At 36.6% G+C, this 26,826-nt stretch carries 26 protein-coding genes and 3 tRNA genes; 22 read left to right on the top strand and 7 right to left on the bottom strand.

The window, feature by feature from the left end:
* Nucleotides 1-80: 80 nt before the first annotated feature.
* The 7 genes from HCG69_RS12165 to ribD all read right to left on the bottom strand — a co-directional run bounded on the left by HCG69_RS12165 (nucleotide 81) and on the right by ribD (nucleotide 7,964).
* Nucleotides 81-596 carry an OmpH family outer membrane protein gene (locus tag HCG69_RS12165; protein WP_002558987.1) on the bottom strand — a complete coding sequence of 172 codons (516 nt, stop codon included), beginning with the start codon at nucleotides 594-596 and terminating at the stop codon, nucleotides 81-83.
* A gap of 56 nt (nucleotides 597-652) precedes the next feature.
* A complete protein-coding gene (locus HCG69_RS12170) occupies nucleotides 653-1,168 on the bottom strand; it encodes an OmpH family outer membrane protein (protein ID WP_221650255.1) in 516 nt (171 codons plus the stop codon).
* Between the two features lie 26 nt (nucleotides 1,169-1,194).
* Nucleotides 1,195-3,843 (bottom strand): outer membrane protein assembly factor, encoded by a 2,649-nt coding sequence (locus HCG69_RS12175; protein WP_221650256.1) that lies wholly within the window; start codon nucleotides 3,841-3,843, stop codon nucleotides 1,195-1,197.
* Between the two features lie 25 nt (nucleotides 3,844-3,868).
* Nucleotides 3,869-4,603 carry an isoprenyl transferase gene (locus HCG69_RS12180; protein ID WP_221650257.1) on the bottom strand — a complete coding sequence of 245 codons (735 nt, stop codon included), beginning with the start codon at nucleotides 4,601-4,603 and terminating at the stop codon, nucleotides 3,869-3,871.
* 5 nt (nucleotides 4,604-4,608) lie between these two features.
* Nucleotides 4,609-5,313, bottom strand: coding sequence for a DUF6089 family protein (locus tag HCG69_RS12185; RefSeq protein WP_002558991.1), 705 nt, complete (start codon nucleotides 5,311-5,313; stop codon nucleotides 4,609-4,611).
* Nucleotides 5,314-5,378: 65 nt separating this feature from the next.
* A complete protein-coding gene (locus HCG69_RS12190; RefSeq protein WP_221650258.1) occupies nucleotides 5,379-6,785 on the bottom strand; it encodes a DUF6242 domain-containing protein in 1,407 nt (468 codons plus the stop codon).
* Between the two features lie 138 nt (nucleotides 6,786-6,923).
* Nucleotides 6,924-7,964 carry a bifunctional diaminohydroxyphosphoribosylaminopyrimidine deaminase/5-amino-6-(5-phosphoribosylamino)uracil reductase RibD gene (gene ribD, locus HCG69_RS12195; protein WP_221650259.1) on the bottom strand — a complete coding sequence of 347 codons (1,041 nt, stop codon included), beginning with the start codon at nucleotides 7,962-7,964 and terminating at the stop codon, nucleotides 6,924-6,926.
* 54 nt (nucleotides 7,965-8,018) lie between these two features.
* On the opposite strand from ribD, the gene prmC reads away from it, so the two are divergent.
* From prmC to HCG69_RS12305, 22 genes are all read left to right on the top strand, one after another.
* Entirely contained in the window at nucleotides 8,019-8,855 is an 837-nt protein-coding gene (prmC, locus tag HCG69_RS12200) for a peptide chain release factor N(5)-glutamine methyltransferase (protein WP_221650260.1), read from the top strand.
* The gene (locus tag HCG69_RS12205) at nucleotides 8,852-9,331 is read left to right on the top strand and encodes a regulatory protein RecX (RefSeq protein WP_025868077.1); all 480 of its coding nucleotides are present in this window, start codon (nucleotides 8,852-8,854) and stop codon (nucleotides 9,329-9,331) included. The genes prmC and HCG69_RS12205 overlap by 4 nt, the downstream gene beginning before the upstream one ends.
* Before the next feature lie 80 nt (nucleotides 9,332-9,411).
* Complete coding sequence (pyrE, locus tag HCG69_RS12210) at nucleotides 9,412-10,050, top strand: orotate phosphoribosyltransferase (protein WP_221650261.1); 639 nt, start codon at nucleotides 9,412-9,414, stop codon at nucleotides 10,048-10,050.
* A gap of 96 nt (nucleotides 10,051-10,146) precedes the next feature.
* Nucleotides 10,147-10,557: an SRPBCC family protein gene (locus tag HCG69_RS12215; RefSeq protein WP_221650262.1), complete on the top strand. Its 411-nt coding sequence runs from the start codon at nucleotides 10,147-10,149 to the stop codon at nucleotides 10,555-10,557.
* 166 nt (nucleotides 10,558-10,723) lie between these two features.
* Entirely contained in the window at nucleotides 10,724-12,064 is a 1,341-nt protein-coding gene (argH, locus tag HCG69_RS12220) for an argininosuccinate lyase (protein WP_221650263.1), read from the top strand.
* 20 nt (nucleotides 12,065-12,084) lie between these two features.
* The gene (locus HCG69_RS12225; protein WP_221650264.1) at nucleotides 12,085-12,534 is read left to right on the top strand and encodes a hypothetical protein; all 450 of its coding nucleotides are present in this window, start codon (nucleotides 12,085-12,087) and stop codon (nucleotides 12,532-12,534) included.
* A gap of 518 nt (nucleotides 12,535-13,052) precedes the next feature.
* A tRNA-Gly gene (locus HCG69_RS12230) sits at nucleotides 13,053-13,125 on the top strand.
* 14 nt (nucleotides 13,126-13,139) lie between these two features.
* Nucleotides 13,140-13,223, top strand: a tRNA-Leu gene (locus tag HCG69_RS12235).
* Nucleotides 13,224-13,381: 158 nt separating this feature from the next.
* On the top strand, nucleotides 13,382-14,587 hold the full coding sequence (locus tag HCG69_RS12240) for a site-specific integrase (RefSeq protein WP_002559000.1): 1,206 nt from the start codon (nucleotides 13,382-13,384) through the stop codon (nucleotides 14,585-14,587).
* A gap of 67 nt (nucleotides 14,588-14,654) precedes the next feature.
* Complete coding sequence (locus HCG69_RS12245; protein ID WP_131797394.1) at nucleotides 14,655-15,503, top strand: hypothetical protein; 849 nt, start codon at nucleotides 14,655-14,657, stop codon at nucleotides 15,501-15,503.
* Nucleotides 15,504-15,691: 188 nt separating this feature from the next.
* Complete coding sequence (locus HCG69_RS12250; RefSeq protein ID WP_221650265.1) at nucleotides 15,692-16,201, top strand: hypothetical protein; 510 nt, start codon at nucleotides 15,692-15,694, stop codon at nucleotides 16,199-16,201.
* A gap of 55 nt (nucleotides 16,202-16,256) precedes the next feature.
* Complete coding sequence (locus HCG69_RS12255; protein ID WP_151210502.1) at nucleotides 16,257-16,712, top strand: hypothetical protein; 456 nt, start codon at nucleotides 16,257-16,259, stop codon at nucleotides 16,710-16,712.
* A complete protein-coding gene (locus HCG69_RS12260; RefSeq protein ID WP_221650266.1) occupies nucleotides 16,709-18,526 on the top strand; it encodes a DEAD/DEAH box helicase family protein in 1,818 nt (605 codons plus the stop codon). Before HCG69_RS12255 ends, HCG69_RS12260 begins: the two co-directional genes overlap by 4 nt.
* 324 nt (nucleotides 18,527-18,850) lie before the next feature.
* A complete protein-coding gene (locus HCG69_RS12265) occupies nucleotides 18,851-19,015 on the top strand; it encodes a hypothetical protein (RefSeq protein WP_002559005.1) in 165 nt (54 codons plus the stop codon).
* A 41-nt stretch (nucleotides 19,016-19,056) separates the two neighbouring features.
* Nucleotides 19,057-19,257 (top strand): hypothetical protein, encoded by a 201-nt coding sequence (locus tag HCG69_RS12270; protein ID WP_061447999.1) that lies wholly within the window; start codon nucleotides 19,057-19,059, stop codon nucleotides 19,255-19,257.
* Nucleotides 19,258-19,321: 64 nt separating this feature from the next.
* The gene (locus tag HCG69_RS12275) at nucleotides 19,322-19,822 is read left to right on the top strand and encodes a hypothetical protein (protein WP_259010511.1); all 501 of its coding nucleotides are present in this window, start codon (nucleotides 19,322-19,324) and stop codon (nucleotides 19,820-19,822) included.
* 1,000 nt (nucleotides 19,823-20,822) lie between these two features.
* On the top strand, nucleotides 20,823-21,848 hold the full coding sequence (locus tag HCG69_RS12280; RefSeq protein WP_221650267.1) for a DUF3871 family protein: 1,026 nt from the start codon (nucleotides 20,823-20,825) through the stop codon (nucleotides 21,846-21,848).
* A gap of 306 nt (nucleotides 21,849-22,154) precedes the next feature.
* Complete coding sequence (locus HCG69_RS12285) at nucleotides 22,155-22,742, top strand: tyrosine-type recombinase/integrase (RefSeq protein WP_008021212.1); 588 nt, start codon at nucleotides 22,155-22,157, stop codon at nucleotides 22,740-22,742.
* Nucleotides 22,743-23,476: 734 nt separating this feature from the next.
* Nucleotides 23,477-24,163, top strand: coding sequence for a hypothetical protein (locus tag HCG69_RS12290; RefSeq protein WP_221650268.1), 687 nt, complete (start codon nucleotides 23,477-23,479; stop codon nucleotides 24,161-24,163).
* A gap of 2 nt (nucleotides 24,164-24,165) precedes the next feature.
* Nucleotides 24,166-25,809, top strand: a complete 1,644-nt coding sequence (locus HCG69_RS12295; RefSeq protein WP_221650269.1) for a trypsin-like peptidase domain-containing protein — start codon at nucleotides 24,166-24,168, stop codon at nucleotides 25,807-25,809.
* 248 nt (nucleotides 25,810-26,057) lie between these two features.
* Nucleotides 26,058-26,137 (top strand) — tRNA-Leu (locus HCG69_RS12300).
* A gap of 128 nt (nucleotides 26,138-26,265) precedes the next feature.
* Complete coding sequence (locus tag HCG69_RS12305) at nucleotides 26,266-26,817, top strand: LemA family protein (protein ID WP_221650270.1); 552 nt, start codon at nucleotides 26,266-26,268, stop codon at nucleotides 26,815-26,817.
* Nucleotides 26,818-26,826 lie beyond the last annotated feature (9 nt).

Genomic DNA, 26,826 nt, shown 5'->3' on the forward strand with positions numbered 1-26,826 from the left:
GGTTAATCAGAATAGCCGGTAACTTGCTGCTTGTAGCTCGTTTTTATACTTTAGGTTGTTGCTTACAACATATTATTATCTTATTTAATTCCGAGTTGTGCTTTTACCTTAGCAGTAAGATCTATGCTCTGAGCACCTACGTAAGGAATTGGAGTACGAGCCAAGTCAAAGATATAAATAACACCTTCTGCAGCACCTACAGCTTTGATTGCATCATCCAGTTTTTTGTAGATAGGAGTCATCTTTTCTTGCTGTGCTTTCTGCATACCTTGTTCTGCCTCCTGTTGGAATTGCTGTTGTCTTTCAGCCATATCCTGCAATTCTTTTTGTCTTCTTTCTGCAATATTTTGCGGAAGAGAATCTTTAGCTATTGCCTGTTGGAATTCCTGATATTTCTTACTGAACTCTTCCTGAGTTCTTTGAATTTCATCAGTATAATTTTTTTCCAAAGCCTGTAACTCTGAAAGAGCTTTTGTGTATTCAGGCATAGTAGGAATAATTTCGGTCGAAGTCATATGACCGAACTTGAGTGTTGATTGTGCGAATACGCCCATCGGGAGTACCAGCATAATTAAAAGTGCAATTTTCTTTAGCATAGTTTTATTATTTATTTGAATGATTACTTTGGGTTATCGCTTGCAAATGTATGAAATTAATTTGAATATCCTAACTTTGCCAGCACTTCATTACTTATATCAATACGTGGAGAAGCAAAAATAATACTTGTTGCTGATGCTCTGTCTACTACAACAGAATAGCTTTTTTGTTCAGCAAGTTCCTTCACTGCATTGTATATTTCGTCTTGAATGGGTTTCATCAAACTCTCTCTCTTTTTAAACAGCTCACCTTCCGGACCGAAATATTTACGTTTTAGTTCGGCAGCCTCCTTCTCTTTAGCTACAATTTCCTCTTCTTTCTTAGTCTTTTGCTCTTCAGAAAGGAAGACTGTTTCCGATTGATAATTCTTATACAGCGTTTGAGCCTCTTGGGCAAGCGCTTCTACTTCGCTTTGCCATTTTTTAGAGGACTGGTTCAACTGTTCGTTAGCGCGCTCGTAAGCGGGAATGTTCTTCAAGATATATTCCATATCAATCAGAGCAAATTTTTGTGCACTGGCTGTTAAACTAATAGTAAACAGCATCATGATAAATAGAACAGACTTCTTCATAACGTTTAGTTTTTTAATGAAACAATTTAGAATTCCTGGCCCAGTACAAAGTGGAAATGACTACCACCGGCACTGCTGCTACCGAATACTTTATCGAAACCGTATGCCCAGTCGATACCCATCATACCAATCATTGGAAGGAAGATACGTACACCGACACCGGCAGAACGTTTCAAATCAAACGGATTGAACTTATTGATATCATTCCATGCATTACCGGCTTCCAAGAAACCTAACACATAAATATTAGTACTTGTTTCCAGCATCAATGGATATCTTAATTCAATACCCAAACGAGTGTACGCATAACCTTCTCTGCCATAAGGAGTCAAAGAACTGTTTTCGTATCCACGTAATGCAACGCTTTCTGTGGCGTAACTTGAATATCCTGTCATACCGTCACCACCTACATCAAACGTTTCGAATGGCGATTTCTTATATTTATTATAGTGACCTAACAAACCGAATTCAATGCGGCTCATAAGAACCAGACATTTCGGATGAGCCTGATAGTCCATCAAAGCTGTGTAAGTTTTAGCTTTGAATTTCCATTTATGGTATTCAACCCAGTTATACAGTTTATTTCTGTTGTCCTGAGTGATACTTCCGGTAGAAGTGTAATATCCTTTATAGTCTCTTCCGTCAAACAGCGAGTACGGCGGTGTAATTTGTGCCGACAGTGAGAACTCGGAACCTTGACGTGGGAACAATGGGTTATCTATAGAACTACGAGCCAGTGTAAGGTTTAAACTGATGTTATTACATTTTCCGTTTGTTACCGGGAAATATTGCCAGTCTTTCAATATATAACGTTGGTATGATAATTCTGCAGAGAGAGTGAAGTAGTCATCCGGCCATTTCAAGCGTTTACCCCAACCTACAGAAAGTCCCCACATTTGGATTGACTTATCAGGGTCATAATAATTTTCGTAATTATTGTAGTTACCATAATTGTACATACCATAACCGCCATAACCACTATACATACTATTGTAGTAGTTGTTATAGTAACTGTCATTATAATAGCGGCTACTAATATCTGTTTGTCTTGAATAGAAAGCAGATATTGAGAATGAATTGGGGCGCTTGCCTCCAAACCATGGGTCAAAGAATGAAATACTATATGACTGATAATATTTTGCATTTGTCTGTCCGCTGACGGTCAGTGTTTGTCCATCTCCCTGCGGAAGGATACCGCGGTAGTTATCTCCCGGGTGCAACAGGTTAGCCAATGAGAAGTTAGTGAACTTCAGGCTCAACTTACCAATAATACCTGTTTGCCCCCAACCGGCGGAGAATTCTACCTGGTCATTTGCTTTGGAAACAAGGTCGTAAGCAATATCAACCGTACCGTTCATCGGATCGGGTTGAATATCCGGGTGGATATTTTCTGCATCGAAGTGTCCCATCTGCTGTATTTCACGCATAGAACGCATCAGGTCATCACGACTGAACAATTGTCCCGGGCGTGTACGAAGTTCACGACGAACTACGTTTTCATATAGACGGTCATTACCGTTAATCTTAATCTTATTGATGGTAGCCTGTCTGCCTTCATAAATTCTCATTTCGAGGTCGATAGAGTCACCGTCAATGTTGATTTCTACCGGATCAAGATTATAGAAGAGGTAACCATTGTTATAATATAGATTACCAATAGCATCTTCATCAGTAGACAAACGCTCATTTAATAACTTCTGATTATATACATCCCCTTTTTTCATTCGGAGAAGGTAATTCAACTGTTCTGATGGATAGAGGGTATTTCCCACCCAAGTCACATTGCGAAGGTAATATTTGTCTCCTTCATCTATCTCCATATACACATTGACGGTCTTGTCGTCGTAGGGTGTTACGCTATCAGTAACGATCACTGCGTCACGATAACCTAATTCGTTATATTTATCTATAATTAGTTGCTTGTCTTCTTCATATTTCTCGTTGATGAACTTCTTGGTGCGGAATAAATTCAGCAATTTACCCTTCTCATTTGTTTTTTTCATTACACGTTTCAACTTCGAGGTCTTAATTGCTTTGTTACCTACGATTGTTATTTCGTGTACTTTAATTTTTTCTTTCTTATCGATATTTACGTCAACGATCACTTGATTCTCATTGGATATATCGTCTTTCTGAGAAATGATAATTTCTGCATTTTTGAAACCTTTATCATCAAAATAACGTTTGATCAGTGTTTTAGCACGGTCTACTAAGTTTGGAGTAATCTGGCTGCCTTTTACCAATCCCAGTCTTGTTTCCAGATCTTGCCGTTCTGATTTTTTTACGCCATGATAACGTATTTCTGAAATACGGGGACGTTGAGTCAAGCTGATTTTCAACCATACCTTACCGTCTTCTATTTTTTCAGCTGTGATCTTAACATTCGAAAATAGACCATGACGCCAATAGCGCTTGATGGCACTTGTAATCTCATCACCTGGCACAGAAATGGATTGACCTACCGATAACCCCGAGAGACCAATAAGTACATAGTCCTCGTAGTTTTTAACACCTTCGACTTTAATGTCGGCTATCTCATATTTTTTGGGTGTCCCTGAATATAAAATAACAGGTTTGGAAGATTCGTCTGTGTTAGCATCTTGTGCCCTGCCTGCCAGTGCAAACCCAAACAGACAGATAAACGTTACGAGTATGAAGGAAATACGATAATGCATTTATGTTATAATTATAAGTTTTGAGTTAACTGATTTGTTCACTGGTTTTGCCGAAGCGACGTTCCCGTTTCTGGTAGTCACTAATAGCCTTTCTCAATTCTTCCTCCCTGAAATCGGGCCAGAAAGTATCACAGAAATAAAGTTCGGAGTAAGCACACTGCCATAACAGATAATTGCTTAACCGTATCTCGCCTCCCGTACGGATCAGTAAATCCGGATCGGGCATAAAGTTAGTAGTCAGATGTGCTTCAAGACAATGGTCAGTAATTTCTTCAGGAACCAATTCCCCTTTTTGAACTTGTATTGCTATTTGTCGTGCAGCTTCTGTTATTTCCCAACGGGATGAATAACTGAGAGCCAGTACCAGAGCCATTCCAGTGTTATGTGAAGTATGTTTTACACAAGCATCCAATCGTGTCCGTACATTTTCGGGCAATTTATCGATATCACCTACAATACGGAAACTGATGTTATTTTTCATAAATGTTTCTTCCTCGATAGAATCGAACAGAAGACTCATTAGTGCCGCTATCTCATCCGAAGGACGATTCCAGTTTTCTGTGGAAAAGGTGTACAAAGTCAGATATTTAATACCCAACCTGGCGGCTTCTTCTGCTATAATATGTACAGTTTCTGCACCAGCCTGGTGTCCAAAGCTACGTTCACGTCCACGTTGCTTGGCCCATCTTCCGTTACCGTCCATGATAATCGCTACATGCTGCGGTATCCGGCTAAAATCTATTTGCTCTTTATAGGACATCTTTTTTAATTGTTGCATTCTTTACATCTGGAGAAAAGGTCGTATGTCACAAAAAAGACGGTATATGAATAACTATCTTTGTTTTTCCATCCCTTTCCTTTAATCCGATATGGATCATTTAACTGCAGCCCTTCTTTGTTCGTAACGTCTAACTTGTCACTCAAGCTGAACCGCATCGTAAATTCGCATCCGATATTTATTCGTGGAGCTATTTTATATTTCACTCCTATTCCTACCGGGAAATTTACGGTAAATACTCCTTCTGCAGGTGCCGGGGCAAAGGTAAATCCCATTCCTCCTAATATATAAGGAGTAAATCTGTGTTCACCTCTATAGCCATATCCGGTCCCATATCCCAGAAAGTTATATTCAAATTGTGCCCCTAAATCGAAGATTGTACGTTTAAAACTTGCTTCTCCGTTGTCGGGATACTTATTTTTAAAATTCTTCGTATTGCCGGATATTCTTCCTGCCATTAAGTTTGCCTTTATGGCCATTCGTGGGTTCATTATATATCTTGCCATGAACCCTCCGGCTATTCCTATGTTCTTAAATGGAGTAGTGTAGTTGGCATCACCCATGTAAAAACTACCACCTAAACCTCCTCCCAATTCCATCTTATATTCTTCTTCGTCCTGTGCATACAGACCGAGAAGCGGTAGTGAGAGTAACAATATACATAGTATCAGCGTTCTTTTAGTAAATGCCATAATCGTCTTATTACTTGGTTATTCCATTAATAGAACGGCTGATTAACTTTAAAATTGTATTTCGCTTATTGCCTTGCAAACCCTAAACGATTCAATTTACCTCTCCATACATCTCCGCTAGGTATTATTGCACCCGGCATTCCGTCATAACTACGCATAATCCAGATAAAGTTATTTTCGTCTACTACCATTGAGTAGTCTGATTCTTCACCTCTAAAACCATAGTTATGTTCAGTCTGTATGTTACCCTCTTCGTCTTTAATCTCAATGATTTGATCTGTTGGGAACATAAACATCCTTGTCACTTCCTTCCATACAATGCCGGCTTCGGATTTATAGAAAGTTTTGAAGTCTCTGCCAAAGATATAGAAAGCACCTCCATAATACATAATGGAAGGGTCTTTTAGTAACGGACAAGGGTATGAGGAGTCATCCAAAGCGGCCCATTCCTGTCCTTGCATATATCCCCATGCGACTGTTGCTGTATCATTCTCCGTTTTATTTTCTTCCGGAATATTACCTACTATCATAATATTAGGTACACCGGTTATATTTTGAAAGCTCGTAACTGAGATGTTATCACGTGGGAAATTTTTTGGAACAACACCTTCCTCGGTCCAATTACTTCCATCTGTTGTTGTACAGAACATATCTTCATTGTTCAAAGTTTTGATTCCTGTCAGACTGTTTCCGATTGGAGCAATCAGAACCACGGTGTTATCTCCAAATGCAGGTGCTTCTTCCCAATTTATACCATCATTAGAACTATATACCTTCTTATCAGCAATAGTTGTTGCATAAAGTGTACTGTTGAAGTTTACGATTGAAGTAAGGTTTGTTGAAGGCAACCCGTTGATTGGGGCTGAATTCCATGTTCCATCTGTTCCAAGTTGTCCATTGGATAGGGTTGTGTAGTATACAGAAGAAGAACTTGGTCCATAAACATAAATCTGGTTATTGAAAATGATAGATTTCTGTTTACCTTTTATCTGAGGTGCAAAATTAGTACCTATTGGGCCTTTACCCCAATTCAGAGAATCCGGTTGTTGCTGATGTACACGCACTGATAGTGCATACTCTTTCGTATGTTCCATGTCCGGTGCCCATACTTTAAATCTGAAAGGTTTTTCCACTGTTCCTACCAGATTTACAGAGTCTGCTATATTAAATATGGAGTCTTCTGTATTTGCTGAGTTTCTGATAGTAACAAAACCTGCTACTGTCATGGTCTTTATCAGGATTCTATCAATAATCGTATCTGAACCTACCGGCAATGAATCCTGATTGTATATTTCTCCGGTAAGCTGATCAATTGTGAATTGATAATTAACTCCCAAAACCTTGTCAAGTTCAAATGCCTGTAGAAGTGCATTCGGGCTATACTCAATAGGATCGTCATCGCCAAGACAAGAGCTCATGGCAAATGACACAAGCAAGAAACTCACAATTACTGATAAAAACTTAATTCTCATTTGAAAGATTGTGTTTATTTACAAGTTGCAAAAATAGGAACATTTTTTCCGATATAGAACATTGTGGGGAAGTTTTATATAAAATTATAGATAATAACAGGCTTTTTATCGATAGAAAACCCTCTGAATAGAGCCAATTTACACATTTTTGTTCGTGTAGTGCTTTATTTTTACTCCAAAATGTTTTTTATCGGAATAACTAATTTTATTTCTTATTTCAGGTGCTTTAACACCCGAATCTAACGTAACCTTGGCTTCTTCTATAAATGCCTCGTCCCATAGGTTATTATCAATAAACGATTGGAGTAATTGTGCACCTCCTTCTACTAATATTGATTGTAAACCACGATGATAGAGGGCGTTCATTATCTGTGGCAATAATTCTTTTTCATAATCGAGTACGATATATTCTATGTTTTTCTGTTCCGGATGTTTTTGGGATGTAAAAACGAGTGTCGGAACACTACCATCAAAAAGGTGCAGGTCAGAGGGAAGTGATAGATTTCTGTCCAATACTACCCGTACCGGATTCTTGCCGTACCAGTTGCGTACTGTTAATGAAGGATTGTCGAGCTGCGCCGTGTGTGTACCTACCATGATAGCATCCGATTCACTTCTTTTTTTATGTACTAACAAGGCAGTGTGTGGAGTTGAAAGTATTACCGGTTGTCCGTCTGTGCGGTTTATGTCAATAAATCCATCTACTGATTCTGCCCATTTGAGGGTGATGTAAGGGCGGTGGAGCGTATTGAATACAATAAACCTGCGTATCAGATGACGACATTCATTTTCGAGTATTCCTACAGTTACTTCTCTTCCGGCATTACGTAATTTTTGTATTCCTTGTCCGGCTACTTTTGAAAAAGGGTCCTGGCAGCCAATAACGATACGTGGAATCTGTTTCTCTATAATAAGATCGGCGCATGGAGGTGTTTTTCCATAGTGGGAGCATGGTTCCAGACTAACATAAATAGTAGAACGTTTTAACAAAGACTCGTCTTTTACCGAATGAATTGCATTTACTTCGGCGTGTGCCTGTCCGCAGCGAATGTGATACCCCTCGCCTATAATTTGCCCGTCACATACAATTACAGCTCCTACCATTGGATTGGGAGACACATTACATAAACCATTTTGTGCCAGTTCAATACAGCGCCGCATGTATTTTTCTTCTTCCATTTTTCAGCCTTTTACTATAATATTTGTACTTTTGCATCCCAAAAACAGATAGACATGAACCGGGTTTCTACTTATATCCGTCAGGTATTACAAGATATTTATCCTCCTCAGGAACTGAAAAGCCTGACGATGATGATTTGGTGTGATCTGTTGGGTATGGATGCACTCGACATTTATCTGGGCAAAGATATTAATTTATCCGAAAGCAAACAGTACGAACTGGAAAACATTCTGCAGCGTTTACGAAAAAATGAGCCGATACAATATATACGGAAAATGGCAATCTTTCTGGGACGCTCTTTCTACGTAGCACCGGGGGTACTTATTCCCCGTCCGGAGACAGAAGAATTAGTGGAACTTGTTGTTAGAGAGAATTTGAATGATGCTCCCCGGATATTGGATATTGGTACGGGAAGTGGGTGTATTGCTATCTCTTTGTCTCTTGCCATTTCACAAGCTAAAGTGACAGCCTGGGATATTTCGGAAGAAGCACTTGCTGTAGCCCGGCGAAACAATGAAGTTCTGGGTTCAGCCGTTTCTTTTGAGCGAAAAGATGTATTGGCAGAGACAGATTCTAGGCAACGTTTTGATATTATTGTTAGTAATCCTCCCTATGTGACCGAATCTGAAAAGGTAGACATGGAGCCTAATGTACTTGATTGGGAACCGGAGCTTGCCTTGTTTGTGCCCGATAATGATCCATTACGCTTTTATCGCCGGATTGCTGTGTTGGGAAGACAATTGTTGAACCCCGGAGGAAAACTTTACTTTGAAATAAACCGTGCATACGGTTGCGAAATCGTCTGTATGCTTACTGATTTAGGGTATTGTCATCCTTGTATTATAAAAGATATATCAGGAAACGATAGAATTGTAACTACGCATAAATGAATACAATGACCGAAGAAGAGGCGCTAAACCGTGTAGCTGCCTATTGCTCTGCCGCAGAACATTGCCGGGCAGAAGTGAGTGATAAATTACAAAAGTGGGGTATTGCCTACGATGCCATAGAGCGCATACTTGCCCGTCTCGAAGCTGAAAAATACATTGATGATGAGCGTTATTGCCGTGCTTTTATTGGTGATAAATTTCGCTTTGCCAAATGGGGAAAGATGAAAATAGGACAGGGCTTATATATGAAAAAAATACCGTCCGATGTGGCTTGGCGTCATTTGAATGAGATCGATCAGGAAGAATATCTTGCAGTGCTGCGTGATTTACTTGCTTCCAAACGTAAGAGTGTTCGCGGGAAAGATGAATACGAATTAAATGGAAAACTAATTCGTTTTGCTATGAGTCGTGGCTTTGAAATGAAAGATATCAAGTGCTGCATAGAGGTGTCGGATGATGAAGCACAGGACGATTAAAAAAAATAACCGGAATCTTCTTTCTTGTTTCGTTCTATTTCTGTATTTTTGCACTCTATAATTATCAAGTTAGTTTAGTTATGAAAAACTTAGAGAGATTATTTGCTGAGAAGTTACTGAAGATTAAAGCGATTAAGCTTCAACCAGCCAATCCTTTTACATGGGCTTCCGGATGGAAATCACCGTTTTACTGTGATAACCGTAAAACTCTTTCCTATCCGTCTCTTCGTAATTTTGTGAAGATTGAAACCACTCGTCTGATATTAGAACGATTCGGGCAGGTAGATGCCATTGCTGGTGTTGCTACAGGAGCGATCCCTCAGGGAGCGTTGGTGGCTGATGCATTGAATCTTCCGTTCGTGTATGTTCGTTCTACCCCGAAAGATCATGGATTAGAAAACTTAATTGAAGGAGAACTTCGTCCCGGAATGAAGGTTGTCGTTGTAGAAGATTTGATTTCCACCGGTGGTAGTAGTTTGAAGGCAGTAGAAGCAATTCGTCGGGATGGCTGTGAAGTAATAGGTATGATTGCTGCTTATACGTATGGTTTCCCTGTCGCAGAGAAAGCGTTCAAGGATGCAAAAGTGCCTTTGGTGACTTTGACAAACTACGAAGCTGTACTTGAAGTTGCACTTCAAACCGGTTATATTGAGGATACGGATATTGCGACTTTGAACGAATGGCGTAAAGACCCTGCACATTGGGACGCTGGAAAGTAACAAAGATATTTAATTATAGATGGATTTAAAGGAGAGCCATTCGGACAGATTTTGTTCGGATAGTTCTTTTTTTGTCTTTATAAGAATGAAAATAAGATGACTAAATTTGAAAGTACTGTAAAAGTGATACCTTACAGCCAGGAGCGGGTTTATGAGAAATTGTCCGATCTTAGCAATCTGGAGGCCTTAAAAGATCGTTTGCCGGAAGATAAGGTGAAGGATATAAGTTTTGATTCTGATACCTTGAGTTTCAGTGTGGCTCCTGTTGGGCAGTTGACATTGAAGATTGTGGAACGTGAGCCAAGTAAATGTATTAAGTTTGAGACCACTAACTCTCCGCTACCTTTCAATCTCTGGATTCAGCTTGTTGCAACAACTGATGAAGAGTGTAAGCTGAAGGTTACTATCGGTATGGAACTAAATCCTTTTATGAAAGCCATGGTGCAGAAACCGCTTCAGGAAGGATTGGAGAAAATGGTGGATATGTTGGCAATGATTCAATATTAATGGGGTAGTAGTAAGAGGTTAAGTAGTAAGTAGTCAAGTAGTTAAGTAGAAATGTTTCATTTGCTCTTTTCTCCTTTTGCTTTGATTATTAAAAGTATCTACACTACTTACTACTTGACTACTTACTACTTGACTACTAATTACTTACTACTAACTACTAAATAGTATGGCACAGAAACTTTGGGAGAAATCCGTTCAGGTAAATAAAGAGATAGAACGTTTCACTGTTGGACGTGATCGTGAGATGGACCTTTATCTTGCTAAACATGATGTGATGGGGTCCATGGCTCATATCACTATGCTCGAAAGCATCGGTTTATTGACAAAAGAGGAGCTGACTCTGTTGTTGGCAGAACTGAAAAATATCTATGCAGAAGCGGAACGGGGAGAGTTCGTAATAGAAGATGGAGTAGAAGACGTGCACTCCCAGGTAGAGTTGATGTTGACCCGGCGTTTGGGTGATGTTGGTAAGAAAATACATAGCGGCCGTTCTCGCAATGATCAGGTACTTCTTGATTTAAAACTTTTTACCCGTACACAATTGAAAGAGGTGGCCGAAGCAGTGGAACAGCTGTTTGATGTACTTATTCTTCAGAGTGAAAGATATAAAGAGGTGTTGATGCCTGGTTATACTCACTTGCAGATTGCTATGCCTTCTTCTTTTGGACTTTGGTTTGGTGCTTATGCCGAAAGCCTGGTAGATGATATGCTTTTTCTACAGGCAGCTTTTAAGATGTGTAACCGCAATCCATTAGGTTCAGCTGCGGGGTATGGTTCTTCTTTTCCGTTGGATCGTACCATGACTACTCGTTTGTTGGGCTTCGATTCTCTTAATTATAATGTGGTATATGCCCAGATGGGGCGTGGTAAGCTGGAACGTAATGTTGCCTTTGCACTTGCTACTATTGCAGGGACTATTTCTAAACTTGCCTTTGATGCTTGTATGTTCAATAGCCAGAACTTTGGTTTTGTGAAGTTGCCGGACGACTGTACCACAGGTTCCAGTATTATGCCACATAAGAAAAATCCGGATGTCTTTGAGTTAACTCGTGCCAAGTGTAACAAACTTCAGTCACTTCCACAACAAATCATGATGATAGCTAATAACCTGCCTTCAGGATATTTTCGTGATCTTCAGATTATTAAGGAAGTCTTTTTGCCTGCTTTCCAGGAACTGAAGGACTGCTTGCAGATGACTACTTATATTATGAATGAAATCAAGGTGAATGAACATATTCTTGATGATGATAAATATCTGTTTATTTTTAGCGTGGAAGAGGTGAATCGTCTGGCTCGTGAGGGAATGCCTTTCCGGGATGCTTATAAAAAGGTGGGACTTGATATTGAAGCTGGAAATTTCTCACATAGCAAACAGGTACATCATACGCATGAGGGAAGTATTGGTAATCTATGCAATGCGGAAATCTCTGCTTTGATGCAGAAGGTGGTAGAAGAGTTTAATTTCCGCGGAATGGAAGAAGCAGAGAAAGCTTTACTTGCCCGTTAATTAAAGAAAGGAGAATATAGATGCGTAGATTATTTCTTGTCATATTGCTATTTATAGGTGTCGTTGCTTGTGACGACTCCTATAAATCAACTATCCCGGATGTTTCGTTCTATTTCTCGTGCGATCTGGTACAGGGTGAGTATTCTAAATTGGCTATCCCTGGGCAATTTATAAAGAAAGCAAAAAATGTAAACGGTATTCCTGTTGGATATGCAGGTCTGATAATTGGGCAATCTATCTATTCTCAGGGGTATGATTACACTGCTTTTGATGCAGCCTGTCCGGTGGAGGCCAGTCGTAATGTTTCAATAGATGTACAGGATGATGGACTGGGCACTGCTATCTGTCCCAAATGCAAAACAAAGTATAATCTGAGTAGCAGTGGAGCTCCGGTAGAAGGAGAAGGAAAAGAGTATCTGAAACGATACAATGTGATTGTGAGCGGTACTACATTGCAAGTTCGTAATTAAATAACGGATATTTCTCTTTTTTCAGTAACTCTTGCTCTGTTATATAAAAGTATGACTGCTTTTGGGTAATGAATTGATTGTACCTTCTTTAATACTATTAGGTATACATAATTCATACGTTAATCTCCTCTTAGTATTAGGTTCATCCTAAAAACAGGTAATTTGTTAAGGATGTTAATTCTAATTTTAACACTCCGGTTTCGTTTTACAGGATTGTACACTTTAGCATATCAGGATTGTACACTTTGGTATGACTGAAGTGTACAATTAACATATGCCAAAGTGTACACTTTGGTCATATTTAAAATAAGAGAAATATGTCATTGTAGATCAATTGATTACATGTAAACGGGCTTTTTGTTTGATGCTTTTCTTCTTTCTTAAAAGATTTCTATAATTACTTTTTTGATAACTACGTATCCTCCGGATGAACTTTGTATCTTTCATTTATAAACTTTCCTTTAAAAATATTTGGCAGAAACAAGGAAACTCTGTATCTTTGCACTCGTTGAAAAAACGCGGAAATAGCTCAGTTGGTAGAGCATAACCTTGCCAAGGTTAGGGTCGCGAGTTCGAGTCTCGTTTTCCGCTCTCTTTGAAAGGATGCTCGAATGGTGGAATGGTAGACACGAAGGACTTAAAATCCTTTGGCCATTGCGGCTGTGCGGGTTCAAGTCCCGCTTCGAGTACGAGTGTTCTTTGTGAAAAAGCTCTGTAAATCATTGATTTACGGGGCTTTTTGTTTTTCTGCATTTTCTTAAGAAGAACTGTCCTTTAGCTTTGAATTAAGCAACATTTCCTACGAATTATGTGGTTCATGTAAACCAAGATGTAAACCGAAAAATGTATGAAAGCGACAGTTAATGTGTTGTGCTACAAGTCAAAAACTCTTCGTAATGGAGAGCATCCGCTTATGATTTGTGTGTGTAAAGAGGGTAAACGAAAGTATATCAGTCTTGGGATTTCAGTAAAACCTAATAATTGGGACTTTGAGAAGAATAAACCTAAGCGCAATTGTCCTAATAGGGAGCAAATTATTAAGGTTCTAAACGAGCAAGAACAGAAGTATTCAGAACAGATACTGGAATTTTCTATGGAACAACGAGAATATTCGCCTACTACCTTGGTTGAAGCGGTTACTCCGGTAAGGAAGGTAAAGACTGTTGGTATTTTATTTAATGAATATATAGCTCAACTGAAAAGTGAAGGCAGGTTAGGGTATGCGCTTTCTGTTCAGCAAGTTTATAATTCATTGTGTAAGTTCAGAGGTCATTTGGATATATATTTCTCTGATATAGATGTTAATTGGCTGAAATCTTATGAATCATGGTTGAGGTGTAATAAGTTGGCTGATAATACAATTGGTATCCGTTTTAGAACTTTGCGGGCTGTATATAATCTAGCCCTTGTGGAGGGATTGGTAAAAGCAGATAATTATCCATTCAAAAAGTATAAGGTTTCTAAGTTACACAAGGAGACAGCTAAGCGTGCAATAACAAAAGAGCAGGTGAAGCAGGTTATTGAGTATGATGTGTCGAAATCTCGCTTTTATAAGAGATTGGCAGTTGATATGTTTGCGTTCTCTTACTTAATGGGTGGTATCAATTTCACTGACATGGCGTTTCTTACCGATAAGAATTTTGAAGGTGAGCGTTTGGTGTATATTCGTCAGAAAACGAAGAAGCTAATAATGTTACCATTACAGGAGAAGGCGATTGAGATAGTAAATCGTTATCGTTCCTCACAGCGTAAATATATCTTTCCCATACTGGATAATAGAGAGCGAACTCCACGACAGATAAGAAACCGAATATATGATGTACTGGATAATGTCAACGGATATTTAGCTGATATTGGGAAGGAGTTGGGTATTGAATTGAAGATTTCCAGTTATACGGCTCGACATTCTTATGCGACAGTCTTGAAGCGTTCGGGAGTTTCAACGTCTGTAATCAGTGAGTCTTTGGGACATAGCTCCGAACGGGTGACACAGATTTACTTGGATAGTTTTGAAAATAAGCAGTTAGATGAAGCAATGAAGAATCTTCTTTGAAATAAAATGTCGCTTTACTTTTATGGTGAAGCGGCATTTTTTATCTTTACAGCATAATTATTACGATATGCCAATTCAGAAATTCACACTTTACCAGTATGTGAAAGAGGAATACGAACTTTTAGAGTATGTTTCTCTACTTGCACAGATATATACACCGGATTTTGATTTTGACGAGGAAAGTCAACAAACGTATGAACTTCCTTCGTCTGCACCGGAGATATTTAAGGTACGATATAATAACGGACTTCTCAAAATTCCATTTACTTATTCATCTTATGTAAAGAGTAGCAAGATTGTTTCTTTGTTACATCAATTACAACTTGATTGCGATAAATTTTGGTATCTACTTCTATTTGTACATGATTATTGTCGTGGGCAGTTTGCCAATGGGTGGGAGTGTTCATTAAGTCCACTAGAAGAACTGCAAATCTTTTCTGATTCAATCCTTGAAGTTTATAGTAAAGAAACACCAATGGATACTGTATTTGATGTGCCCGTTGAACTGACATTGAAGATAGGGGGGAAGAAGGTGATAACGATGCAAAATAACCGTACTATTTCATACTTAGCGTCATTGTGCCATGAACGGCTTGATACTGTTGAATGTAATAGTCGACTGACAACTAGTCATATTTCCCCAAGTAAAAATGTCAGCTTTTCTTCTGCCATTGTGGCATATTTCTTTGCTAATATGATAATTCGCTTTCTTGATTCCCGGAAAAATATAGTAGCAAAAAGAGGGAAAAAGACCAAAGGAATATCAGATAAAGAGAAGCGATTAATATCTAATCTTATATACTATACCGGAATACTCGTAAATAAAAGTCTATTAGATAGTTGTGATTATATAAAAGTCATTTTGAGACGATATAAAGATACTCCAATAAATACATTTAATAGCATTTATATGTGATATAGTATTCATTTTATTTTAGACCGATAAAAAGGGGACAGGAAATCGTATTTTTCTTGTTCCCTTTTTTTGTGGCATGAGCATATCCTTTGCAGCTTTATCGGTGTAAGCGCAAAACTGATGTGCACTAAGTGATGCCTTGCCTGAATGCCCGAACAGAACAGAAGGCGGAATAAAAATAATAAACAATGAAAAACTTTTTTGAAATTAAACTACAAATTGAAAACGGAGTGAATAATAATGCAGTAGTGGATAGCAACGCAGTGGAACGTCTTGCTAATGCATGGGCTGGAAATGCTAAGCTGAAAGTGCGTTTTAAGACAGTTGCTGGCAAGGCACAGGTTCGAATCATGGCAGATTTCGGGAATAGAAAAGAGGAAATAACAACATGGGCTGACGAAGCATTACTCGAAATTGTGGTGAACGCTTTGAACGGAAAAATGAAGGTGGATGAGTATCTAATGACAGAACATCTCGCATTGGAGATTGAAGCACTGGAAACGGAAATGTTCAAGCAAGATGCTCTTTCAGGTAGAAAGTTGATTTTTCTTAAGGATTTTGTAACAGAAGATGCAAGCTACCTGCATGTTGTATCCAAGTTTTTCCGAGGGGAAGTGAACTACTATGTGAAGCGTACTGACGAGATTGAACAATTCCTTGCAGAGAATAATCTTGTAACCTTCAAGCTGATTGCCTAATAATGTTGAATCCAATGGGAGAGTTTATTCTCTCCCTTTCCTAATTCTTTTTTATATGAAAATAAATTTCCGGTTACCATACGACAATGAGGCGGCTCATTCGCAAATAAAACTTATGATGAAACGTCGTTTACGAATCAATATCGAATTTATGGAAAACAGTGATAATATCCCTAGCGTTTGGGTTGAAACTATTAATACTCGACGTTTCATGTATCAGCTTTCTCCACAGTCATGGAAATGGCTGTGGGAATATTTGAAGAATGGAGATGATGAGGATTTTGGGATATTTCCGATGAAGGTCAATCCGTATGAAGGTTTTGACTTTCAATTTGATACATTGAAATCTCTGATAGATATGGGGTATGCAATACAATTTGTTCCCACGTTGCGAGAAACGTTCTGTTTCGTTTCTGCATTACTATCTCTAAACAATGGAAAAATATTCTTCCGGATGAGACGAACGGATATAATAATGAATTACATTGAAACGATAAAAGCAGTGGCATGACAACAACGAAACAGATTCAAGTAAGCAAGAATGAACTCGATAAGGTGCAATACCTTCCCGAAGTTCTTCCCGAAATTCCCACGAATACTATTCTTTATAAGAAGTTGACCGGACTTGGTGCTACCTATGGAGAAATCACAGCAAAACGTAACTCGATTATCATTGAGCCGAATGTTCCTGTTATAATTGGTAAGTGCAATGACCCTAAGCATAAAGATGATAATCTGTTCGGAGTATATGAAGGTGTATATACTGACGATATTGTAAACTACTTGGAGAAGAGCAAGAAGAAGTATTATAAGATACTTACTACTCCTGAAAGTTTTCAGAAAGTAAAGGACGCATTTGAAGAACAGGAAATGAGTGCGCATTGTTCTTGTTTTCTTCTGTTTGATGAATGTCATAAGCTAGTGAAGGATGCGGATTACCGGAGTGACATAACACTACCGATAGATGATTTCTTTAAGTTTGACCAAAAAGCATTGGTTTCTGCCACACCGATAGAATTGAATGACCCTCGATTTAAGGAACAGAATTTTAAAATGATAGAAATACAGCCGACCTTCGATTATAAAAAGGAACTTTGGCTGCATCATACGAATAATACACTGCAAGCATTAAAAACTGTATTATCCAAACTAGACAATGAGGAAACTGCGCCACTTCCCATTTGTGTGTTTATCAATTCAACCGATATTATATATTCATTGATGAAGCAACTAGACCTGTTGGAAGATTCCGCAGTCTTTTGTGCTCCAAAAAGTGTTGATAAACTAAAAAAGAACAGATTTTGTAATGTTTACGAACAGTGGAACAAGGATAAAATGAAGCGGTACAACTTTTTCACAAGCCGTTTTTTCAATGCTGTGGATATGGAATTGGAAGAGCAACCTCATGTTATAATGCTAACCGATGTCTATTTTGCGGAACATACTATGATAGACCCATATACAGACGCAATTCAAATAGTAGGACGATTCAGAAATGGTGTCTCGTCAATTACCTATATAAGTAATACCAAAAAAGGATTGCCCCAAAGAAGCAAAGAGGAGATAAAAGATTATCTTGTTTACAGCAAGGAGATATACCGAACGATGAAGAACTTTTATGATTGTGCAATAGACAGGGCTTCCCGTGATGCTTATCGTGCTGCATTGGAAAGTCTTCCTTTCAATAGGATGCTTGATAGGAACGGGAGAGAGAATTGGTTTGCAATAGACAACTACATGGATGAGGAATTGATGAAAAATTATTTCCATGATGAAAATTCTCTATATAAAGCATACGATAACTGTGATTCTTTTATTGTTTATCATGCGGGCTACTATTGTCCGTTGGGTGATAGCGAGCGGTTAAAGAGGGAAAATAAATCTCAATCCATTAAAGACAAGCGTAAAGAGATAGTCCGCCAGTTGGAGATGTTGGGAGATTGTGTTACTGAAATGGAACTGGAATACAAGCGGGATTTGATTGCGGCTGATTCATTTATTGTTGAAGCTTATGATACGGTAGGTAAGGAAGTGATTGAAAAACTCAAATATTCCAAAAAGAAAATCACGGAAGCCATGATACAGAAGCAATACAGCGAGAAGGCAACCGGAACAGAGGTAATCCGCTTAATAAAGAACTCATTTACTGTTGGTCGAAAATACACCTGTAAATATACAAAAGAAGAAATAAAGAGAATTTATGCTCTATTGAATATACATCCCCCTAAAGCCATAACAAGTAAGACTATATGCGATTTTTTTATGGTGTCCGAATGTAAAATCAAAGGTGAAAGATGTTATTTGCTGATTGAAGAAATATTATAATGTGAAGGACATTTTTATCGGAAAAATACTTTTATAGACCCTGTTTGAAAAATGTTCCTCATCTTGAAGTGACAGGCTAAAAGATTTGGCTTAGTAAACAGAAAAGAAATTTATTCATAATTTTTTTGCGATGTTGTTTTCATAGTTCACCATATTCTCGCTGTATGAATACTTCTAGTCGATTTTTTCAGTTTGTGGTACTAGTATTAGGTCACTCCCTAAAAACTTAGTACCTTTGTATCAATATATTACAAATAGTATATAAGATAGCACAGGCACAAAAGATACACTATTTTATCACCATTTTTTATTTAAAACAGTACTATGCAAACATTCACCTATGAAGAAATCAGAGAAAAAGCACTAAAACAAGGAATTACAGATAACAGGCTTAGAGTTGGCTTATGGGCTAGCTCAAATGGCTATATTAAAAGCAAAAGAAAGATACAAGGGAAAGTCTATACGATTTATTTTGCACCACAACATTAATTAGATTCAGATACATCATTTATAAAATAAACCAATGACCTATGATTATTCATATTCCTACGGGAAAGCGATTCAATAATCGAAAAGAAGCAAAGATTTACTTTGGTAGTGCTTATTACTACAAGATAGAAAAAGAGAAGAAAGATTTACTATTTATAAACAATATTCAATCCGCTACTAATGAATATTCTACCCCAATTTTGCAGAAGCAATGCAACCGTCAACTATTCCATTCTAAATAGATTCAAACCTGCCAATATTTATAGATTTTTCTGTTTGTCTCTTTCAAGAGATGATTGGTATAATGTGAGAATCACTTTAGATGAATTAAAAAGAACAAGTGGAGGTAAATCAGTAAGCAGTTTTAATAAGAAATTTGAGGAGTACTTGGATATAAAGCCTTATTTTGTGGATAATGGTTATTATTATCTAACTAGACGGAATATTTATCATATTCCTGCAATGGAAGAACAATGTATCACTATCTCCAATAAGTTTGCATTAATCGAACTGGATGCAGCAATAAAAGGCTTCTTTATCCAATTACTACTATTATCTCGATGTGGCAATGTTGAATTGACAAAAGCTAATATATTGAAAGCGATAAAAATTGACGAAGACACTTATGAGAAATATATAATAGAGCTGGCAGTTGTTGATTTACTATTGTTTGGCAATCCTTTAATCTTACATACTGAAAATATTCTATTGGAAAACGACTTTTCCAAGCAGAAAAAACTGCCCACGAAGAAAGTAAATAAAATAGTAGAGATAGATGATAATGGGAATATCATAATTCCCAAATAAGGGGAAAAAGTGTTCTTTATTAATATATTAATATACAGTATTTTTTCCCTTGTACCTACCTGTTTTATAGAATAGGATGCAATAAAAGTGATTTTTTCTGTGTAAGGTAAAGAGAAATGTGATTATTAGTACTATAAGTCATCCTTAGCTTTACATAGGTAAAGTAGTGGGGAAAAAGTATCTGATATTAATTATATATTATAACACACATTTTCCCCTACTACTAAAGAATTTAAACTTTATGTGCGCATGAACTTCATTTTTTAGGGTGACAGAGTATCCGTTCTGATTTTTAAAGATTAAGAGTTATATAGGCTAATCCTGCACTTGAAGTATGAGACACTGAAAAATATGTCAATGCCCACAAATAAGCTCATTATAGAGACTTTGACGAATAAATTAGTCTACTCCCAACTAAAAACAAAAATAGCCGCAAGCGAGTACACTTACAAATGTGCTTAACTGCGGCTTTTTTTGTGGAACTTCTAAATTCTTGTCTAATACAAGGGATATAGCAGTTCGCAATTTTAAATATGGGAGTTAATTTTCCCAATGGAAGGGTGGGAAAATGCAAATATAACCTGTTTGATTTACATATAATTCAAGGAGTTGAACCATTGCCAAACAGGTAGTTCTTGATTTTTAAGAATACCCAAAGTTACTCATAATAAACAAGGTAAAAAAATAAATAATTCTCATTCTTTGATATTACTACTTAGCATATCTTTATATGGCAGTATAATACTCTCCTTTCTATTATAGTGCATAGTAATACATAGGCACGCAATAAAGTATAGGTACTTTATATATAATACCCCCTACCTATAAAAATAGGAGCTTAAATATATATCAGCTTACTTCTCCTATGATTTACTGAATTGAAAGTTACGTACGGGTGAAAAGAGTACCCTTTTATGCCCCCCCTAGAGTAGTTGGAGAGAAACGAAATATATTTCAATCCACGTAATCAATTTATAAATCATTTAAAATTTTATTCGTTATGAGAAATTTACAAATTATTGGCAATGTGCCACAGGTAAGAAGGGAAAGTAACTTTGGTGAATATGCAGAAGAAGCGGTAATAATCGAAGAACAACCAAAAGTTAAAAAAGAGAATCCTCATTTCTTGGAAGCCAATACGTTAGAGGTAACAATGCAACATTTAAAAGAAGATTGTATTACACCCGTATTCGCCAAAGACAATGAGCTTACAATTCCTCACCCTGCATTTATTGATACTGTTTATGACGCTGCAAATACGTTTTTCAGTGGTGAAAGTATTGATAAGCCCGATATTCGTGTAAGTCACATTATTAAGGGGAGAGTGCCCGAAGCAATACACAAACCTGCAAATCAACTTCTTGAAAGTGATAAGACTATCTACTACGAAAGATGTGCTTTTATTATTCAGATTCCTACGATTTACGAAACGGTGAACGGAAATAAGCTAACTCTTACTATTGGTGGTGTGAGAGCTTATAATCACACAAATCTGTATTCAAAGAAAGGAGCAGAACGATTTAAAGTATTTATAGGCTTTACCTGTAAAGTATGCACAAATTTGTGTGTATCAACAGACGGTTTTCTTAGTTGCTTGGAAGTTACTAATACCAAAGATTTATATCGGGCGGTATTGGAAATGTTTCAGAGTTACCAACCTGCAAAACATCTACATTTGTTGCAAACACTTGGTAACTCATATCTCACAGAACATCAATTTTGTCAATTACTTGGGAGAATGAGACTTTATCAATCATTGCCACAAGGTTATCAGAAAGATATTCCTAAAATGCTTATCACTGATTCGCAAATAAATACAGTTGCAAAAGCATATATTAATGATAAGAACTTTGGGAGCTTGGGGAATGATATTAGTATGTGGAAATTATACAATCTATTGACAGGGGCAAACAAAAGCAGTTATATCGATTCATTTTTGGATAGAGCGGTAAATGCAACCGAAATAGCAACGGGAATAAATGCCGCTTTGCATGGAGACACTAAATATAAGTGGTTTATTGATTGATTAAACAGGGGAATATTCAGAAATGGGTATTCTCCTATTTTATTAACTACGTAAAATAAAGAATCATGTTCTATTATAAGATACTCGTTTGGCTCTTTTGGGTGGTATTGTCTTTTATAACAGGTTGTGTTCCGTTAATCCTACTTATTCTTTTAGTTGGCTTATGGGCAGTGGAAGAAGCGAATAATCGTCACTAATATACAAAGTGAATGTTTCATTATAAATCAGTAAGTTAGCTTTATAGGTTGCTTGGTGGTATTGGTGGAATATTCACTTTTATTTATTTACCTATAAAATTGAATATTTATGAGCTTGAAATATAGTAATACAACAGCCGATTACCTACAATGGGGAGAAGCTATGAATCTAGTTCGTTCTCTTTATAAAGATGAAGATTATAAGATGTCCCTACTTATTGCAATAGGTTGTTTTTGGGGACTACGAATAAGTGATATGCTTGCCTTACATTGGAAGCAGATTTTAAATGTTGATGAATTTACGATAGTAGAGAAGAAAACAGGAAAGCAGCGTACTATCAGAATTAACCAACAGCTAAAACGACACATTGCAGATTGTTATAAACAGATACAACCGATTGGAATAAATGCACCTATTTTGGTAAGTCAGAAAGGAACAGTTTACAGGGTGCAAAGTATTGATGTATTATTGAAAAAGATGCAAATCAAATACAAGCTATCGGTTAAAAACTTTTCATGCCATTCATTAAGAAAAACATTTGGTAGACAGGTGTATAATATGAATAGCGATAATTCAGAGTTGGCACTTGTTAAGCTAATGGAATTATTTAATCATTCTAGTGTATCTATTACTAAGAGATATTTAGGATTGAGACAAGAAGAGCTATTAAATACTTATGATTGCCTTACTTTTTAATAAACAATAGTTCTTGCTATTACGAACGCTTTTCGTAACTTTGTGGCAATTTCAGATACCTAATGTGTTAGGGCTGAAAGGACATATTACGAAAGGTGTTATTGAAATTATCTTCTTAGATTAAACTTCGCAACTTTAATTTTTAGCATGAAGATGATAGCAATAGCACCACATCATTTGATATATACCTATCTTATATGTTTTATAAGGCTTTAGATATTATCAAACTGGTGTGGGTTGCTATTGTTTTATCCATGCTAAAGGTAATGCGAAGACCTAATCTAAGGATAAAACAAATATAGTTCCCACACCTTTTTTATTGTATAATGCTATCCAAAGGGAACAGGGTACATAAATATGTTGAATAATATGGAAACAAATATATAATTATACCTACTGTAGCAAGGCTTATTAAGCAATGTTGCCAATTTTGAAAAACAATCGTAATCCATTTCTATTAAAGAATACCAATTTTTATATTTATGAGAAAAATTCTACCAGTCATAACATTCATATTAGCAATATGGCAATGCACCTATTCATATTCTAAAGATATTGTATTTCCTAACGTAAGACATGCATCGCAAAATAATATTTTTATAAAGAAGATAACGATATTGAGTGCACATACACAAGTGGATTTCCTGTACAAGTCTAATGAGAGTAATTCACGTTATATCTATTTATCACTCCCTAAAGATGGAAACAACTCTATGTATTTAAAGGTGAAGAATATGAAATATAAACTTTTATTTACAAATGGAATAGCTAATAAAGATGGACAAACAGTATGTCACCCAGGGCAAGAAATTGAATTTTCTGCAATTTTTGAAGCTATACCTGAAAACACAGAAGAATTGGATATACTTGAAGGAGACACAGGGTCTTGGCATTTCTTTGGAGTTCAATTAAAAAGCAATAATACTAATCAACAGGAATTGTGTCGACTTAGTATTATTAACGCTTACGAAAATGACAGAGACATTACTTCTATTATTAAGAGCAGAAGGGCGTATTTAACGTTATACTTAGATAACGGTGAGCTTTGTTTGGCTAATGTACATCCTTTACATAACAGCCAATCGTGGGGAAAACTGATTGTTGAAGACTATGAGAGAGCAAGAACTAATGATGGGAATATAGATAAAATTAGTTATGCAAAATGGTACTATCAAAATTCTTATGATAATAAAACAGGTGTTGCACTAGTTGCAATAGGTCAACGAGAATATACCAATATGGCTTTTGTACAAATCTCAACAGATAATAAAATTCTGCATTACACAACAGAGATTCAAGGGAACATGGATATTATACAACGAGATAAAAATGTGAAAACGCATACACCCAAATCAAAGAATTCAAATACACCAAATAAACGGAGAACATTACAAAAGAATCCTAATTTTAAAATTGAATAAATATGAATAAGAATATATTTTTGATACTTGGTGTTATATTAGCATTCTTTAGTTCATGCCAAAAGAATCTGAAGGATATTATACATGATACAGAGAGTGCAACATTTATAATCTATACTTACGATGAATACGGAGCTCCATTAGGTAGTGGCTCTGGCTTCTTTATTGATAGTGATGGTACAGGGATAACAAATTACCACGTGTTGGATGGTGCTGTAAAAGCAATGCTTAAAACTAGCAATGGGAAAGAGTACGAAATAGATAAGGTATTGGCTTCTGATAAAAAATGGGATATTATTAAGTTTTCGATAATAGCTCTATCTAATCAAAAATTTCCTTATTTAGAATTTGCTACTAAAGGCATAGAACAAGGAGATAAAGTTTATAATATAAGTAGTCCTTTAGGATTAGAGAAAAGTGTTTCTGATGGAATTGTGGCGTCATTAAGGAATGATAAACAACATGGTGATATTATACAGGTAACTGCACCTATTTCTCCAGGAAGTAGTGGTAGTGCATTATTGAATGAAAAAGGTGAAGTGTTTGCTGTTGCGACATTTAATCGTACAGGAGGGCAAAATCTTAATTTTGGGGTATCTATAAATAAAGAAAGACTTACCGCATTGACGAGTAATGATTTTAATCGCTTTAATCCCAAATTTAACAATAAAGAAAATTTTATTATCTTGAATATACCTAATGAAAGGAATAGTGAAGTTGTTTTGAATGCTATAGAATTTAAAGATGATGTAACAATCGCATATCTTTCATATACGAATCTGAATCTATCTATGGGGGAAATGTATATATGGTGCGAGATAGATAAAGGCGATGACGGTTTTCTTATTCATGACTTAGATAACAATAGTAAATATTATGTTACTTCATCAACGATAGGAGTAGATAAAATGAATGGGACAAAAGTATCTTTGGCTTCTAATTATAAGTTCAAAGTGTTTTTTCCACCAATCAAATCGACTTTGCATAAAATTAGTATTACTTATGGAAATACCTCAAGAGGATGGCAATTTAGAAATATTGATTTAGATAAATACAAATCAAATTTTACTGTTGATATGGATAGTTATCAAAAAGAATATGCTTATTCTACTATGCATGAAGGAAACTTTAATGAAGCTATTGATATATTTACAAGTATATTAAATGAGAAAGCCGAAGATATTCAATCCCTAAATGCCTTAGGTATAATATCTTATGTTGTTGATAACAATAGAGATGCAGAGTCTTATTTCAGTCAAGCAGTAGAATATCATCCTAATAATCCAATAGGATATATAAACCGTTGTCACCTATATAGGTCTCAAAAAAGGAATGAAGAAGCTTTGCAAGATATAACAAAAGCGATAAATTTGAATAATGCACAGCCAGATAATTATACTCAACGGGCATTTATTTATATGGATATGAATATGTGGGATAAAGCTGAATCTGATTGGACTAAAGCATTGAGTACAGATGATTTTAAACGAGATGCAATGGCGTATTATAATAGGGCTATCTGTCGTATCTATTTGAATGAGAAAAAGGTAGCTTGTGAAGACATTCAGATTGCGTATAATCTAACTAGTGATACGGAATTGGAACAGGAGTTAAATGACTTGTGGAATAAATGTGGTTGTTATTGATTGATAATAATAAGAACAGCATTTGAAGAAATTCATTTGCTGTTTTTTTATTATCAATATGCTGTAATTTGACTATTGGAACAAATAATTTCATTACTTTTGCAGTGCAGTATTACGCTGCAAAGAGGGTATTAACTTATTGAATAACTTATCTTGTTTTACATGATTGATGTAAACCAATATGTAAACCACATGGTTGTATTGATAGATGTAAAAAGGGTAATGAGCTGATTTATAGTCATTAGGGTGCTCGAATGGTGACCCGGCACGAAGGACTTAAAATCCTTTGGCCATTGCGGCTGTGCGGGTTCAAGTCCCGCTTCGAGTACGAGTGTTCTTTGTGAAAAAGCTCTGTAAGAAATTTACAGAGCTTTTTTTGTTTTACTATTGGGAATTCAATCTATTTCATGGCAATTGAGTTTAATTCCGGCAAAAGGATGCCGTTACTATTAGTTTATGGTCATAGTGATTATTCTTGTACTTCTGATTATTTTTGTTGGAGTTGTTTATAACTCCCTTGTGAGGAAAAAGAACCAAGCGGAAAATGCTTTTGCTACGATTGACGTTATGTTGAAGAAGAGATATGATCTTATTCCTAATTTGGTAGCAACGGTTCGGCAGTATGCTAAATATGAGGAGGGAGTATTTACAAAACTGGCCGAAATGAGGAGCAAATCTTATGTTGCTCTTTCAAATAGTGAAAAAGCAAATCTGGACGATATTTTCACTCATGCCCATACCGGTTTATTGGCAATAGCGGAGAGTTATCCGGAACTAAAGGCTTCTGGTAATTTTATGCAATTACAGCGTTCTATTAATGAAACTGAAGAGCAACTGGCTGCTGCAAGGCGTACATATAATGCCTGTGTCACTGATTATAATAATGCAGTGCAGACCTTCCCATCTAACTTATTGGCTGGTGTCTTTGGGTTTAACCGTAAAGGGACATGGGCTATTCAGGAATCGGAACGTACTACTCCTGATGTAAAAGAATTACTTAATTCATAAAAGCTTACT

The organism is Bacteroides sp. K03, assembly GCF_019734355.1.
In the GTDB taxonomy this organism is placed as follows: domain Bacteria; phylum Bacteroidota; class Bacteroidia; order Bacteroidales; family Bacteroidaceae; genus Bacteroides; species Bacteroides nordii.